We start from the raw sequence: 17790 nt of genomic DNA on the forward strand, positions 1-17790 counted from the left end.
TGCTTTTTAGACCGGGCTCAACTATATTTCAACAAATATTTAACCACTAAAATAAGGGTAGCACCAATTTTTATATTCACCGGAAATTTTTCATTCTCACCGAAAAATTCTGACTCTCACCGTCAAATTTTCATTCTCACCGTAAAATTTTGGCTCTCACGGGAAAATTTTGGCTCTCACGCCCAAATTTTGGCTCTCACGGGAAAATTCTCACTTTCACCGTTGAATTTTGTTTTTTTCTATCTCATTTTCGTACATACTCTCATACCGCCGTTTTCCCCTTCTATAAACATCAAAAATTTTGGAGGCATATCAACTTTAAACATCAACCCCCAGCAGAGCTTTTAAGCCAAAACCCACCAAAAAAGAAAAGGCTGCCACCCCCATACTTATTGCAGCCATTTCCAAAAACCGTTTTTTAAAATCAAGATCCCTGACGACCGAAACATAATAATTAAACCCCCAGATAATTAATAATGCAATAACCAGAACAATTCCCAATGCCACAAATTTATTATCCACAAGAAAAAAAGGGAGAATGAGTAAGATGACCGTTCCCAAATACGAAATACCGGTATAAAGAGCAGCTTCTTTGGCACGTGGATCACCTTCAGCCTTAGTGGAAAGAAATTCCGACGCAGCCATTGAAAGAGCAGCCGAAATACCCGTAACCAATCCGGCGATGGAGATTATTTTGGTTTCTCCCAGAGCAAGGGTAAATCCGGCCAAAGCCCCTGTTAATTCAACAAGGGCATCATTAAGCCCTAAAACCACCGAACCAACAAAAGTAAGATTGCCGCCTTCCAGCATTTTCAGAATTTCCTTTTCATGTTCCCCCTCTTCCCTGGCAAAATCTGCTGCCTCAGGAAAGTATCTTGCCTGACGGACATAATTATCTGCGCCGGTACCTTCTTTTTCCTCCATTAGTTTCAGCGCAAAGGACAGACCCAGGAAACGCGCCAGTAATAAAGTCCGGTACAGCCGCCACTTATCGGGTTTCACCTGTTGCCCGGTTTTTGATTCCCAATAAGCTGCATGTTGTTTTTCCTGTTCTGCAATACGGTTGAGAACCTCGGCATTTTTTGCATTTCTGGTCTTTCGGGCAAGTCGTTTATAAATATGATATTCGGTTATTTCTGTCCTCTGCGCAGCAAGCGCATATTTCCTGGCCTGAGCATCCATTTTTCTGATTTTTTTAACCTCCCAAAATGTTTACTTCTTCAAATTTACGACCTTTGTTTTAGAAAGCCTGTCGTGCCAGCCAGAATCTTCTACAAAGTGATCGCATTCCAGGTCAAAATCTGCCCGGCGACCGGTTAAACTGCAAATAATACCAAATTTGGAATCAAAGCCCTGATTTTTGCAAATCTTACAAAATCTCAAATGTTCTTCTCTTGTCATGATAAATTAGGTTTGGTTAATTTTTTATGTATGCTTCCAAAATAGATTCAAGCCTGATATCATCTGAAGAAGCTCCAACAGATACCTGAAATGTGCCAGGCTCAACAACTCGTTGCAATTTGGCATTAATAAACGAAAGGTCATCTTTTGACAAAAAGAAAGAGATACTCTTCGTTTCTCCCTTTTTAAGAAAAACTCTTTTGAAATGCTTTAATTGTTTCACTGGCGGAACAACCTGGGCAAAATTATCTCTGAGATATAACTGAACGACCTCGTCTCCATCATAATCGCCAGTGTTGGTAACAGTAAATTTCACTTCAAACTCAAACTCGTCCTTTTGTTCCACCGTAAGGTTGTCATATTCAAACTGAGAAAAGCTGCGTCCATAACCAAAGCTGTAAAGTGGCGTTGAAGGCACATCAATATAGCCATGACCTTTGGGGTTTCTTTTGTTGTAGTATACAGGAATTTGTCCTTCATGGCGGGGAATGGTTACCGGTAATCTTCCTGCGGGGTTATATTCACCAAAAATGACATCGGCCAAAGCGTTACCCCCCTCCTGCCCCGGGTACCAGGCTGTAAGTAATGCATCGGCATTTTCTGCTGCCCAATTCATGTTCATTGGTCTGCCCTGAATATAGATCACAATTACCGGCGTTCCGGTTGCTTTAACAGCTTTCAAAAGCTTCAATTGATACCCCAGCAAATCCAAGGTGGCTCTGTCAAAACCTTCGCCGGCATCCATATCGCTCAAATAGTCATCACCGGCAACAGCAGCACCGGTTTCCTTAAAAGTTGTTTCAAAATCTCTTGCGCTGGAACCGCCAACAACTACCACAGCCAAATCTGCTTCGCTGGCTGCTCTGGCTGCTTCAGGTATTTCATTCCAGGAGGTATCTCTAATGGCACAGCCCCTAACGTATTTTACTGCTGATTTTCCTATTTTGGATTCAATTCCTTCACGCACCGTCACAATATTGCTTTCGGCCTGAGGGGCAGTGTAGTCCCCCAGCATATTGTACTGTGTGTCAGCATTGGGGCCTATAACCGCCACGCTGGAAATTTGTTCCTGATTAACCGGAAGAATATCATTTTTGTTCTCCAGCAGGACGACAGATTGCCTGGCTGCTTTCAAAGCGACATCAATATGTTCCGTAGTGCGAACATGAAGTTTTGCATCTTTTGGCTCCATATAAGGATTCTCAAACAATCCCATTTCGAATTTTAAACGTAAAACCCGGCTAACGGCCGAATCAAGAACCGATTCCTGCACGATTCCGTTTTTTACTGCATCAATAAGCTGAAGATAGGCATTACCCCCCAGGTCAACATCAACTCCGGCTTCCACAGCCATAAGTGATGCATCCTGCATGGTTTCTGCCACAAAATGACTGCCTTTCAGTCCTTCAATGCTAAAAAGATCAGAGACCACAAATCCGTTAAATCCCCATTCGTCCCGTAATATGTCTGTCAGTAAATATTTATTGGAAGTACAGGGAATCCCGTCAATTGAATTGTAGGCAGTCATTACCGACAGTGCTCCTGCATCAACGGCCGCCTTAAACGGGGGCATAAAATTCTGATGCAGTTCATTCATTCCAATCATCACTGAGTTACCATTCAGACCGGCTTCGGGAACACCATAAGCAAGGAAGTGCTTAAGCGTGGAAATAACAGCATTTTCACCGGCCAGGTTACCCCCGCCCGTGCCCCGAATCATGGCTGCACCCATCAAGGCACTCAACACAGGGTCTTCGCCGTATGTCTCCTCAATCCGTGACCATCTGGGATCTCGCACTAAATCGAGCACAGGACCGTATGCTATATGACCACCCTGAAGACGAATCTCTCGGGATATTACCTTTCCAATTTCTTCAATGGTAGTGGGCGACCAGGTAGAAGCCAGACCTATTCCGGTCGGAAAAACGGTTGTTCCGATTGCCATGTGTCCATGCTGAGCTTCTTCAGCAAGAAACAAAGGGATTCCCAACCGGGTGTTTTCTATAACATATCGTTGAAGAGCATTCGCTGTTTTTGCAGCTAACTCAGGGTCGAGTCCCGTCTCCAATGTCTTCTTTGTCCACGGATCGGCCCTGAAAGTGCCCCAAAGCATTCCAACATGCCGGTCGTCAACGTACGCTTTAAACTTCGCAGAAGGACTTACATTTTCACCTTCCTTTACCCACATCTCCCAACCAAAAGGACATAACAACTGACCTGCTTTCTCCTCAATGGTCATATGACTCAGCAAATCCTTCACGCGCTCTTCTGTTGACAAATCCGGATTTCTAAACCGGAATTCTTCGGGGGGTGAACTACAACTGAAAAGAAAAAAAGGAACCAATAGTAAAAAATAAGACTTCATAGGTTTAGTTTAGACAATATATCCGCAGCTATCTGTAATTAGTTCCTGTCCATAAAGTACCATTTGCTGTGTTACGCTCACCGCCAAAATACTCATTTACGAAAAGTAAACTGCGTTTTTGGCGGCTTCGCAAGCCCCGGATGATATCGGGGCAGGCATTGCAACCGGCACTTTCTGAAGAGCAACATGATAAGGAAGAAACTTTCCCTGCTTTATAGACAGGTACTAATTATATCACAAGTTTTTATTCTCCTGCCATGCTCCTTGTAAACACAAGTTACGAACAAATATAATAATTTTATTGACCAGATTCTTCAAAAAACAGCTTCTTATATGCTATAAGATTTTTTTATTAAAAGTCTTCGATTTCAATTCCTCGTTAAACGCTCTTATTAAATTGTAAATCAAACAAATAATTACTTTTCTCTAAAATATCACCTTTAGTCGTATTACATCCATTCCTTCAGGCACCTGAATTATGCACATTTTTTGATCTTTATCATAACGCCAGGCCAGACGACTTTTAATGAAATGACGTTCACCTTTTTTGAGCTTATCCCCCTCAAATGTAGTGATTCTTACTGGCTTTTTCCTGGAGTGAAGACGTATGATTTTCTTCCGTTCCCTGCCAATGTAATTTTTCATTACCTTTTTTTCCAGGAAAATTTCAAAACCACTTCGAAAGGTTTTGCACTCAAAAATGCGTTTTAGGCCAACATCCCTTTTATAATCGTTAGTTTCTCCGTCGTCCTCATATACAATAAAAGAAGCGGATCGATTGATGCGAGCCGGAAACACCTCATATATCAAAGGATAACCGGGGTCTTCATGAATATATTGCATTACCGGCATGGTAGGAATCACAGCTCCTTGTTTTACAAATAGCGGGATGGTTTCAAGTGTAACCGGAAAATCGATCCATTGCCCACCATCATAACTAACACGGGGATCATGGTAATCGTACCATACCCCATCCGGAAGGTAAACCCGCTTTACGGCTGCAGCTTGCTCCACAACAGGAGCTACAAGCAATTCCTCTCCAAACATGAACTGTGAACCCAGGTCATCTGTTTCAGAATCGTCAGGAAATTCTAAAAACATAGCCCTCATCAGAGGCATACCGGTATCATATGCTTCACGAGCGTAGGAATAAATGTAAGGGAATAGAGAATACTTCAATTCAATCGCTGCTTTACTAATGGCTTCTACTCTGTCACCAAATAACCACGGTTCTACAGCATTGTTTCCCTCATGATGGGCCCGGCTCAAAGGATTAAAAACGCCAAACTGCATCCAGCGGGCATATAGTTCACCCATGGCATCGTAATCTTTTATATCGCCGCAATAGCCTGAGATATCACAGCTCCAGAAAGGTATTCCTCCCATTCCTGCAGAAAGACCGACCGGAATCTGATTGGCAAGCTGTTTCCAGCCCTCTGTTACGTTGTAGCCATTGCCTGTGTCGCCCGACCATCCAAACGTATAACGCTGAAGACCAGCAAAAGCAGCACGCGTCATTTGAAAAATCCGGGTATTGGGATTGCGCTTTTCAAACTGTTCAGTTACCACTTTATCCCAGGTAAGTCCATATACATTATGGATTTCGGCATGCATTCCATCATGATGCTTCATATTCAGCCGGTCGGTACTCTCTTCATTGCTCCAGGCAGGTTCCCCCATATCGGTCCAGAAGCCGCGTACACCGTCGTCGATAACCTTCTGCTGATAAGCTCCCCACCAGTCAGCAACATCGGGATTGGTAAAATCTACTACCCCACAATTACCTCCCCAGGGCCAGGGCATATCATAAGCCTTTCCGGTGCGTACATCCGTAGTAAAATAGCCTAAAGAATCGGCCTCCCGCCACTGAATTTCATTACTTTGAGAAATCACCGGATCCTGTGAAACAATCACTTTGAACCCCTGCTCTTTCAGTTCGTCCAACATCTGAACCGGATTCTCGTAATTGTCGTCACGCCACTCAAAATCCTGCAGGTGTTGAGTCCAACCAATATCCTGGTAAATAATATCACAAGGGATATTGCGCTTTCGATAACCTTCTGCAATGTCGCGGGTCAGTTTTTCGTTTGTGAGCATTCCCCGGCACTGCGAAAAACCAAAACCCCATTTGGGAGGCATTATGGGATTGCCGGTAAGTTCGATGTACCTGGAAATAATTTCTTTGTAAGTAGGCCCAAACAAAAAATAGTAAACCATCTCACCGCCCGGGGTACTAAAAGTGTAATAACTTTTATCATTTTCCCCAAAGTCATAAGTTGTTTTGTAAGTATTATCGAAAAAAAGACCGTATCCGTAATTACTCATAAAAAATGGTATGCTCTTGTATAGGGGGTCTTCATTTACTCCATAACAAGGCTTGTCGCTGTTCCACATTTTATAGGAACGACCGCGACGATTAAGCGGTCCGGCTTTTTCGCCCAATCCATAAATATTTTCATCGGGTCTCAATGTTTTGGAGACTGCCATCCCCTCTTCATTAACCACAAATCCCCTGTCTTGATAATCTTCCAGTAACAGTTTCTGATATTTATCGAAAAAGCGAATGCAAAAAGGCGATTTGTTGATACGAATGATCAAGTCGTCTGTATAAACTTCATATCCCTGAGGTGTTTCCGCAATGTTGAATGCATTCTGTGCCTGATTGGACAAAACTGCATAAGAATCATTATTTCGTTCAAAAGTACCTTCCGGATCAATCCAAACTTTCACGATACCATCGCTGTAAAGCTCCAGCAGCATGGCTGAACTATCTAGAAAAGGAAAACTTCACACTGTTTTTTTCAACATCATATCCGATTATCTCATACGCTGTATTATTTGAAGCGGAATTTGTTAATAAAAGCAGCGGCACCGAAAAGAATGCAAAAAAGATGAATAATCTCTTTATAATTATTGAGTACATAATATATCAAATTACAAAATTTATGTCAATATTATTGTGTAAATTTAGCAATATTATTATTTTCGTTATTTCGAACTGATTTAGTTATCTGTACAAAATTTCATTAGTCTCCGAAAACATTAGATCGTTAGATTTTTAGATATAAGATGATTCAAATAATCTTGATATACGGCATTTTAATAAATAGTATTCATTCGAAAACCAGCATTCCCCAGTACTGCATAGCAGGTATAGTAACGGTTATGGCATTTCCTGACTGAACAAAATCCAATGATTGAGCAACACCCTCGTTAAGGTCGGGAGAAGCATACCAAACATTGTTAACTACATTCTCGGATTGAATCTGAATTTTCAAGCCCGTTATTTTATCAGGGTACAGCTGATTCCCTTTGTCATCGCGCCAAAGCAAGGAATTGGCATTAACAAAGTTGATCAGATGCAACACCTGTTTTTGATCCACCATTTTCCCTACAGCAGCAATGCTACCGGCTTGAGGAGGCCAATTGTTGATAATTGTTTCTCCGTTGAGCGAAGTCACTTCCGGATTGTTAAATTCACCGCCATCTCTCAACAGATTCTGATATGCAACCAGAAAATCATAAAATTCAACAATACCCTCCTTCAGATCAGTCCGCATCAAAAGATTGTTGTTGGGAAAGTATTCGTTGGCCAGCATGTGTTCTCCCAACTCAAGATGAGCTCCACCAAAAGCAAAGATGACAGCATCTGTTAGCAATACAGCCGGCGTATTAAAATAGCCCGATGAATGGGACATATCGTAATTCATATATGCAGCCAGTACTGTATTTTTTGAATCGCTGCTTATGCTGTAATTATTGCGGATAACCTCAGAAAGCGCCTCAAAGCTGTTGTAAGACCATACTTCAGTGTAGGCAAATTCAACTCCTGACTTCAGGATTTCCTGCTGCCCGTATTGGTCCACGGCATTAAGCACCATTTTTTTATTTGGAAAGCGGTTTTTCAGGTTGCTCAAAAACGAATAATAACCAGCAGGCAGATCAACCTGATTGCCGTCATAATCATATACATTTCCCCGGTCGCCTAACTGATCTACATGCCATCCATCGAAATCGAGATACTCATATACCTGAGCTGTTCTGTCATAAATATAATCCTGCCAGTTGCTATTATCAGGATTAGCCAGGTAAATATCGCTCAATGCCCAGTTGTCATCCAAATCGTGTTTGTTAATGTTTTGATGGTTCGAATCACTGAAAAGCATCCAGCGTGTTGAAACGCCATCGCTTTCAAAGTCATCCCATGCACCAAATAGCAAGTTATATTGCATTGAAGCCATATTCTTTGCTTTGCCGCTTTTAATGTACGTATTCACCGTATTAAAAGAAACTTCACGTTTTGCAATATCAAGCCATATATCAGCTGGCTGTCCTCCGTTCATTTTTAGTGGCCAGTGATGCTTATTGAGCCAGTCGTAATATTGAATGCCATTAATATGGCACCGTTTCAGAAAAGATAAGGTTCTTTCTATTTCATCAGTGGTCACCTCAGATGAGAACTCAGACAAAAAACCATATCTGGGAAAAACAGTCCAGTCGGATGAAGCATCCACAGCCACGCTACCATAAATCACCTCTTCTCCATCCACCATTTCATATACATCGACCAAATAGCCTTTGAAATCTACATTGGGGAGAGTCCAATTCCAAATTTCGCCTGCAAATGGTTCTTCGCCTATGGTTTCTCCCAAATGACGGTAGCGTACCATTACCTCTCCGGTCAGGCTCCTGTCTGCAGTAATCTCCACATCTTCTCCCGGATTGTAACGGGCTTTATCGGTGGTTAATACAACGGTATCATCATTATCAGACGAGTTGTTCCCGCCATCGGTATCATTTTTTTCATCATCTTTATCGCATCCTGTAAAAAGCAGGACGAATAATAAAAAATAGATGTATGAGTTAATTGATTCATTTTTAAATTTTTGTTGTTGCTCAAAAAGCCGACTTTCAATTGCCTTGAAATGTTTTTTAACTTTCATTGTGTCGCAGGAGATTATTCATAGAAGACGCAATCTCAAAACGAGCCCGACCCACGATGTAAATTTTGTAAAGCCTTTTAAGGGCAAAAACTCACAAAAAAGAAGCGATTTTAACCCGGGTACTCCTTAACCCAAAAAGGATTGATGGAAATCTCCGGGCCAAAACAAATTTGTCAGGCCCGGAAGATAAGATATCCCGCTACGGGAATAATTCCCATTTATTGTTTCTGAATGTCAATGGTCAAATCAAGGACGTCGAGGGTAAGGATATAATTTCCATCTTCTCCTTCCGGAATAACCCACTTACTGTCATCCGGTTCTCCGCCAATATGACGATACATTTTTGTTTCATCAGAAGGATCGCGCATGTACATATCCTGCCCCCAGTCAGTATTACGGTTTACTGGAAATTTAAATTCTCCGGCAGTCAATTCACCCTCATACGTAAAAATATTCCAGTTGTCGGGGTCCTGAGAAAGCTGAATGGCATTTCCGATATCCCAGCCAACAGGTGTCGCCGAACCAACGATGTAAAGTTCGAATGGTTCAATGGAAATGGTCATATCTGAAATATCCAGTGTCACATAGTAATAATTCTCATTTGTAATCTTCCATTTATTGTCGTCCGGGTCGCCTCCGTTGTGAAGATATACACTGGACGGATCATCCGGCTCAGGCATAAACATATCCTGCATCCAATCGGTATTTCTGTTTACAGGAATTTTGAATTCGCCAGGTATGAGAACACCTTCCCATGTAAACTGGAATAAGTTGTCAGGATTCTGAATCATTTCCACAGCATTGGCAATATCCCACCCATTTGGTGTGGCGTCACCTACCATATAAAGAACATCATAAGCAGGTCCTGGCAATTTCTCAAAAGCAATGGTCAGATCTACCAAATTAAGTTCGATGGCATAGACACCAGCCTCTTCAATTAAAAACTTATCATCGGGCTGGGAATCTTCCGTTCTGTAAACCAAAGTATTGACATCTTCACCTTTATTGTACGAAGGCAAGAAATGCCCCAGCTCGGTGATAAATTTCAATTCTCCTGCCGATAATGTTCCCTGATAGATAAAAGTAGTCGGATCAGAAGAATTCGGTGTTAGCGGAGTTGCAGCCTCAGCACTCCATCCGTTAGGAGCAGCATCGCCTATCATGTAAAGGGTTTCAGAAACCGGTTGATAAGTCGAGAAAGAAATCTGAGAAGTGGCCATTTGAGGTTCAACCCCCTCAGCAGCTACATTTGCAGTTATGCGAATATCCAGGTCAACCTCTTCACCACCGTTAAAGCCAAAGAAATCCATCACCAATGTATTGATTTCCTTGTGAGTAAAACTTTTTTGGTAAACAGCTTTCCCCATATTATAGCTCATTGCAGATGTAAAATCATTGCCAGCAACATCCAATTCAAGTATATAGGAAATTGAGCTGCCGGTTCCCATATTGGTGCCTGAAGTCCAAAAAATACTAACCGCTTCTGCATTGGCCTGTTTCTGTGTCAGAACTATTTCACTATTCGAAACACTAATGGAGACCGGCTCTCCTATTGCGATATCGACTTCGTCATAATCGTCGGAACAACTATATGCTGACCATCCCAAAATGACGGCCATAAGGAAAAGTATCAGTCTGTTTAGACTGTTTTCCCAGGTGATATTTATATTATTTGTTTGCATGATTATTTTTTTTGTAATCCTTGGTTTATGGATATGTCTTAAAATGCGTCAAAGAAGCATACAAATTGCCAGAAGTTGAAAGAACATTAATATCCGGGGTTTTGCCTTAAATTGGGATTGGTATCAATTTCCTTTTGTGGAATGGGCAAAAGTAGATGCTTTTCGGAAGCATTTACCCTGCCAATGGAGTGAAGAAAGTCAAGCCCCCATTGTCCATTGTCAATACGAATGATATCGAACCATCGTTGTCCTTCGAAGGCAAGTTCCATTCGCCGCTCATGCAATACCTTATCACGGAATTCCTCTTTGGTAAGCCCCGATTGCACATCCTCCAATCCGGCACGGTTGCGTACTTCATTGAGTGGTGTTTCAGCCTCGGAAGTTCGTCCCAATTCATTCAGAGCTTCAGCTTTCATCAGTAATACATCGGCATAGCGCAAAACCGGAAAGTTAAGCGGGCTGTTATCATAAGCATCTGCAATCGACTTTGGCACCAAAAATTTCCGAAGGTTGTATCCGGTAACTGAATATGCCGGATCATACTCCATCCCATCGAAGGCGGGACATCCATCGTACAGAACCGTCGCATCTTTTCGAAGATCACCATCCTCATAAGCATCTACAAACTCCTGAGTTGGCTGATTCCAACCCCAGCCTCCGGCCACCATCCCGGAATTACGGGGACCAGTAAAGGTGCTTAACCATGAAGCCTGATTTTCATTGCTCCAAAAATCCTCACCTGCTCCTCCTACGTATTGCACTTCAAACAACGATTCCTGAGAATTCTCGTTAGCTACATTAAAGTTATCTGCATAATTATCGTTGAGTTCATAGCCAAGAGTGGCAACCTCATCACACAATTCAACAACTTTCTGCCATTCGCCACGTGTAAGATAAACCTTGGCCAACAGACCTGCCGCAGCTCCCCGGGTAGCTCGACCTATATCAGCATCAGAATATTCTGACTTAGCTGGCAAAACATTCCTTGCATCTACCAGGTCAGAAATTATTTGTTGATACACTTCTTCTTTGTCGGTTCTCGAAGGCCGGAGATTATCTCCAGGCTCCTGTGGTTTAAGAATTAAAGGTACATCCCCAAAAAACCGAACCATAATAAAATAATAATGAGCACGAAGAAACTTAGCTTCAGCAACAATGCGCTCTTTCAATTCTTCATCAATGTTCATCCCCGGAACATTTTGGATGACTACATTACATCTTAAAATGCCGGGTGACGGCCCTCGAAAAAGGTCCAAAACACCGGGATTGTCTGCGGTCGTCACAAAATTGGCAAGATCTTGTGTCTCACGGCCATCATCACCACCACCTGCTCCGACAATGCTATTGCCTGCCATAATATCAGTGGTCCACATACGCATATTATAAAGCTTAGGCCATTGAAGCGGTTGATAAGCACCATTTATGGCATAAATGGCATCTTCTTCAGTTTCAAAATAATTTTCAGTATTGATTGAATCCAGGGGAGCTTTGGTCAGGAAGTCTTCACTACAAGCTGACAACCCCAAAAACAAGGATAATATGATAAGATATTTTTTCATTTCTATAAACTTTTGATGATTAGAAAGTAACATTTACACCAAAACTCAAAGTTCGTGTCACAGGATACAACCCGTTATCGATGCCATCGGCCCCAACTTCAGGGTCGACTCCTTCATAATTGGTAAACGTATAAATATTTGAACCCGAGAAATAAACCCTGGCACGTTGCATGCCAAATCTTTCGATCCAGCGATTGGGAAGATTATATCCAAATACAATATTTTTGACACGCAAATATGACCCATCTTCAATCCAACGATCAGAAGCTCTGGTATTTTTATTCGGATCATTGAAAACGGCACGGGGTATGTCGGTCATATCTCCCTCTTGCTGCCATCGATTTAGTGTTGCAGATGTCTGGTTCACCGCCACGGCCATCCCTTCACTCCATATGCGGTTGGCATTCAAAATTTCATTTCCCTGAACGCCCTGTATGAAGATGGAAAAATCGAATCCGTGCCAGGAAAACTTATTATTCATAGAGAAAATAAAATCGGGACTGGGATTACCCAAATAGGTTCGGTCCCCGTCATCAATTACCCCATCACTGTTCAGATCTTTGAAACGGATATCACCAGCCGAGGTACGGTTGTATGGATCATTACCTGGTATCTGTACTGCATGGTCTTCTACTTCCTGTTGATTCTGAAAAATACCATCAGTAACGTATCCGTAAAATTCTCTTACGGCATGACCTTCAGCAATACGAGCCGGTTGAAAATCAAAGCCAAGATAACCGGAAGCCATGGGTACCGAATCGTTCAGACTGGTTACCTTATTTTCATTGTAAGAAATATTGAAGTCAGTGTCCCATGTAAAGTCACCTTCTATATTTCTGGATCGAACAGTTAATTCGATGCCTTTATTTTCCATTTCTCCAGCATTGATTGAGGGCACCACAACATCAGAATAACCGGTTGAAATGGGCACGGACATCGGCACCAGCATATCACTGGTATTCTTCTGGTAGGCGTCCACGGTAATGTTCATTCTCTGGTTGAGAATGGTGGCATCAAATCCGACATTAATTTGTTGTTGTGATTCCCATTGCACATTGGGGTTGGGCATTACAACAGGTACAACAGCAGGCACCTGGCTGTTATTAAAATTATACTTAATAACACTCAAATTGGAAGCAAAAGCATAGTTGCCAATTTCCTGGTTCCCGGTATATCCAATTCCTGCTCGCAACTTAAGATCATCAACAAAATGAACATTATTAAAAAAATTCTCTTCAGAGACACGCCAGGCAACTGACCCGGATGGAAAAATTCCCCATTTATTGCCGGAGCCAAAACGGGAAGAGCCGTCACGGCGAATCGTAGCAGTCACCAGATATTTATCACTAAAGTCATAATTAATACGTCCCATATAAGACATCAACGACCACTCAGAAGCATTTCCACCAACTTCCTGTTCATCATTGCCGCTATCAAGTTGTTGTGTTTTGCTACTTGCAAATTCTTTAATAGCCCCATTCATGAAGTCAAATCTGTTTTCCTGGGCACTGGTTCCCAACATCACTGTTAAGTCATGCACCCGGTTAAAAGTTTCCTTATAGGTCAGAATATTATCCCACAACCAGGTAACATTTCTGTTAGATGATTGATAGAGATATGAATCTTCTTCGGGTGTCGGATCCCAGTCGTAAGCAGGTGACCAGGTACGATCGTACCAAAAGTTGGCTTCCAGACCACCGGTAGATTTAAATTTCAGTCCGTCAAAAATTTCAATTTCAGCAAAGACCGATCCTATCACATTGTAGCCTTTTGTTCGGTTGTCAATAATTGATGCGGTACCAATCGGGTTGCGTATGTCACCCACCCATTCGGGACGTCCTACCGGCCCTGCATACGAACCATCTTCATTGTAAACAGGTTGCGTGGGAAGGGCCCTCAGGGTAGAACCGATATTGTAGTCGCCACTGTATTTATTGTCGTGTGTGAGAGTGAGTGAGTTCCCAAATCTTACATTTTCAAAAACTTTGGAATCGGAGTTAAACTGAAGATTGTAGCGCTTAAATCCAGTGTTCATTACAATTCCTTTTTGATCGAGAAAATTCCCCGATACATAGTATGAAGCCGTTTCATTACCCCCCGAATAAGATACCGAAACATTGTGCATGGGTGCAATGTGGAAAAGTTCATCCTGCCAGTCGGTTCCAACCCCCAAAGATGAGGGATCGGAAAAATCAGGATTTTGCTCACGTCCGGCGTTTGCCATCATTTCGTTATGCAGGGCAGCAAATTGAGAAGCATCAAGCATATCGAGCATATTTGTTGCCTCTTGAGCACTGTATGTATATTTTACATCTATATTGCTCTGACCGCTTTTCCCCCTTTTGGTAGTAATCATAACAACACCATTGGCTCCTCTTGAACCATAAATAGCAGTAGCCGAAGCATCTTTAAGTATCTCAATGGACTCAATGTCGTCTTTATTAATTAGGTTCAACCCCGACATTGTTGGTACTCCGTCGATTACAAGAAGGGGATCGTTTTCATTAATGGTTCCGATTCCACGAATACGAATAGTAGCATCGCTTCCGGGCGCTCCGGTTGTAATGACCTGTACACCGGCAGCTTTTCCCTGTAGTGCATCGCTGACACTCGGTACAGCCAGAGAAGCAATTTCTTCATCACTAACGGAAGCCACTGAACCTGTAAGGTCCTTTTTTTGCTGCGTTCCATAACCAACTACAACCACTTCATCCAATCCAACAATCGATTCCTGCATAGTGACATCTACTACAGTATTTCCGTCCAACATCACTTGCTTAGTTTTCATACCGACAAAAGAAAAAACAAGTGCAACGGCATTATCCGGTACCTTGATGGAATAATCACCATTCATATCGGTAATAGTACCGGTTTGCGTACCTTTAATCTGCACTGTTACTCCCGGAACAGGCTCCCCATCACTATCGGTTACCTTTCCGCGAATCGTGAGCTCATCCTGTTGTATTACCACGGCTTCTTCCTTTCCTTTGTCGGAAGGGAAAATTACGACATGCCTGTCAATAATCCTGAAGTCAAGATTGGATTTACTAAGAATAGCAGTAAGAACTTCTTTAACCGTTTCGTCATTCGCATCAACATTTACTGGTGCCACACCACTCAGCTGTTCGTTCTGGTAAAAAAAATTAAGGCCGGTTTGGTTCTCAATAGAATTTAACACCTCTATAATCGAAGCATTCTCCATTTTAAGTGTCAGTTTCTCATTTTGTGACCAGGAAGTCACAGCCGAAAGCTGAAACGTCAGTACCATTACAAAGAACAAGGATAATTTCATAATCCGCAGAATTCGATTTCGTGCACAGTAAGACTCCCCTGTGCAATTCCATTTTTTTTTCATAGATTTACAATGTTTTAGTTCACAATTAAAACGATCTTCATGGCTGTTGCTGCAGCCATTGAAGAAACTCTTTTCGGGGAATGTTGGAGCATTCCCCGTTTGTTTTTAGTAATTATTTCACAGATTTATTTTTTTACATAAAGCTCATTTTCTGGTTAACACAATGTGGTTTGAATTCATTTTTACTTCAATAGGAACCGTCAGATTTATAAAGTCAAATACCTGATCAAGGCGAAGGTTGCGAATCGTTCCGGTGTAATGAATTCCCTCAAAATCATCAGGGTCGTACTGAATTTTTATATCATACCATCTTTGAAGACGAATAATAAGATCATTAAAATTGGTATCGTCAAAAACCAAAACTCCTTCACGCCATGCCGTATTATCAAATACATCAACTTTTTTGCGAACCATCAAACCGGTGCTTTTTGTCAGAGAAATGGTTTCACCTGGTTTCATCCTCGCCTTAGGCCCTCCGGATGAACGAACATATACAGAGCCTTCAGCCAATGTAATCTCAGTAGTCGGTTCATCCTCGTAATTCCGCACATTAAATTCAGTACCTGTTACTTTTACTCTCATATCACCGGCATCAACATAGAAAGGACTGGTTGCATCCTTAGCCACATCAAAAAATGCCTCCCCTTCAAGTTCAACGGTTCTTTGACGCCCAAACCGTTGTTCATAAATCAGATGCGAACAGTTATTAAGCCATACATGAGACCCGTCGGGTAAAACGGCCTCAGTTCGCTGGCCCGAATCGGCAAAAAGCTCAATCCGCGAATTTTCGCCCCAATAAAGCAGCTGAGACATAATCGATGCCAAAGCAAAGAGTACTGCCACTGAAGCTGCTATCTTCCACCAATTCATAGTTCTCTGACCAACCTGCATAACCTTTGCCCGTGTTAAAAATGCATCGACAGGCACTTCCACATTTCCTGATCCTATTTTGCCTTTCACAGGACGAAGCATCCGTTTCATGATCTGATAACCTTTTTCGTTGGCTTCCTCTTTCGATCGCCATTTCTGCAAAAGAGCCTTCTCATCCTCTGATGCCGAGAACATCAGATGGCGCGCTATGATTTTTGCTATATCTTTTTTGAATGCCATATTTTTCTATTTGCTTTTTTTATGTAAAAACGCAGTTTCGACCACGGTTTTTATGAATATTCTATTTCTCGCTGTTTATTTTCAAAACTCATGAAAATATTCCCGCAATTCTTTTTTAAAATTCTTTCAACCCGGAATAAAGGTCTTTTAATATAATGACACAGGAATTGTTTAATGTTACTAAAAGAAAACAACAAATTCTTATATTTTTTTTGTAATCAACTGAAAAAGTAAGGTTGAAGAGAAGCTATTTTAAAAGACAGTCATGTGTTTTGCTCTGAAGTAAAAAACTTTAAGGTTTCACTACTTTTCCTGGTTCATTAATCTTTAGATATACAATCTAAGAGTTGAAAATGGAACCTAAAGATTCTCTTTAGTAAATGGCTGTCCATAAAGTACCATTTGCTGTTTTACCCTTGCAGCTGTCAACTGGCACTTTCTGAACCAACACAATACTCCGTTAAACTTTTGCAGATGTCTGATGATTAATTGTTTACGCAGCCAATGACGCAAGCCACAACTCTCTCATAATAATAACTTTGCGTCATTGTGCCTCTGCGTTTAGGCTTTTTTTAACTGACTATTGTAGACACGCACCAGAAATAATAAAATTCATGAGCCCGGTCTAAAAAGCATCTTTGTTGCCAAACTCTGTGTTATTTTAAATTTTTGCATCCTCATTAACAACGAGTTAACTCCGGTACAAAAATTTAAAACGCCTTGATTTTGACAAAAATATGCTTTTTATACCGCACTCAATCATGAAATTAAAATTCAATGCCGAAGGTATAGTACAATATTCACAACGTCAGCAAGAAAGATCTAAGTCCACTGACATTTTTCTTAATTGAAAGATCAAGTCCAAGAGCTTCGCCAATCCGCTTTACAGCAATAGCCACCTGGTTGTCAACTGTATTAACAGAAATGTTTAATACTTTAGCAGTTTCTTTCCGGGAAAGTCCTTCTTCACGGAGTAACTTGAAAACAATTTTGCATTTGGGAGGTAAATCCTCAACAATTTTATTGAGCTTTTCCAACATCTCGTCTGAAATCAAATCATCCTCAGGGGTTGATTCATAACGGGCCAGCTCAACCTCAACGTCATTCAAAGAATCCGTGAAACGTTTTTTATACTGTCGGAGAAAATTATAACAGGCATTGCGTACAGATACAAACAAATAGGTGGTAATATTATCTATATTTCCCATTTTTTGGCGTTTCTCCCACAGCCTAAGAAATACATCCATCACAACCTCTTCGGCAAGCTCTTCCTCTTTAAGAAAAGAGACGGCAAACCGCTTTAATCTAACAAAATGAAGATCAAGCAGCTCTCTGAATTTTGCTTCATCATTGTTTTTTAAAGTCATGGACACGC

At 41.5% G+C, this 17790-nt stretch carries 9 protein-coding genes; all 9 read right to left on the reverse strand.

All coding sequences use genetic code 11. The annotated features are described in order from the left end of the window. Positions 1-318 precede the first annotated feature (318 nt). The 9 genes from OQ5_RS0109220 to OQ5_RS0109270 all read right to left on the reverse strand — a co-directional run bounded on the left by OQ5_RS0109220 (position 319) and on the right by OQ5_RS0109270 (position 17782). Positions 319-1182 carry a VIT1/CCC1 transporter family protein gene (locus OQ5_RS0109220; RefSeq protein WP_016777211.1) on the reverse strand — a complete coding sequence of 288 codons (864 nt, stop codon included), beginning with the start codon at positions 1180-1182 and terminating at the stop codon, positions 319-321. A gap of 235 nt (positions 1183-1417) precedes the next feature. Further along, positions 1418-3766, reverse strand: coding sequence for a glycoside hydrolase family 3 N-terminal domain-containing protein (locus OQ5_RS0109230; protein ID WP_016777213.1), 2349 nt, complete (start codon positions 3764-3766; stop codon positions 1418-1420). Positions 3767-4192: 426 nt separating this feature from the next. After that, on the reverse strand, positions 4193-6526 hold the full coding sequence (locus OQ5_RS20680; protein WP_016777214.1) for a glycoside hydrolase family 31 protein: 2334 nt from the start codon (positions 6524-6526) through the stop codon (positions 4193-4195). A 353-nt stretch (positions 6527-6879) separates the two neighbouring features. Then, entirely contained in the window at positions 6880-8709 is a 1830-nt protein-coding gene (locus tag OQ5_RS0109240) for a glycoside hydrolase family 66 protein (protein ID WP_016777215.1), read from the reverse strand. Between the two features lie 218 nt (positions 8710-8927). Then, positions 8928-10391, reverse strand: a complete 1464-nt coding sequence (locus OQ5_RS0109245; protein ID WP_016777216.1) for a SusF/SusE family outer membrane protein — start codon at positions 10389-10391, stop codon at positions 8928-8930. Between the two features lie 86 nt (positions 10392-10477). Further along, on the reverse strand, positions 10478-11950 hold the full coding sequence (locus tag OQ5_RS0109250; protein ID WP_016777217.1) for a RagB/SusD family nutrient uptake outer membrane protein: 1473 nt from the start codon (positions 11948-11950) through the stop codon (positions 10478-10480). Between the two features lie 19 nt (positions 11951-11969). After that, positions 11970-15242: a TonB-dependent receptor gene (locus OQ5_RS0109255; protein WP_176694073.1), complete on the reverse strand. Its 3273-nt coding sequence runs from the start codon at positions 15240-15242 to the stop codon at positions 11970-11972. Positions 15243-15449: 207 nt separating this feature from the next. Continuing rightward, positions 15450-16415: a FecR family protein gene (locus OQ5_RS0109265; RefSeq protein ID WP_016777220.1), complete on the reverse strand. Its 966-nt coding sequence runs from the start codon at positions 16413-16415 to the stop codon at positions 15450-15452. Between the two features lie 800 nt (positions 16416-17215). Then, entirely contained in the window at positions 17216-17782 is a 567-nt protein-coding gene (locus tag OQ5_RS0109270) for an RNA polymerase sigma-70 factor (RefSeq protein ID WP_016777221.1), read from the reverse strand. Between the last annotated feature and the right edge of the window lie 8 nt (positions 17783-17790).

This window comes from Anaerophaga thermohalophila str. Valhall (assembly GCF_000250735.1).
Taxonomy (GTDB): Bacteria; Bacteroidota; Bacteroidia; order Bacteroidales; family Marinilabiliaceae; genus Anaerophaga; species Anaerophaga thermohalophila_A.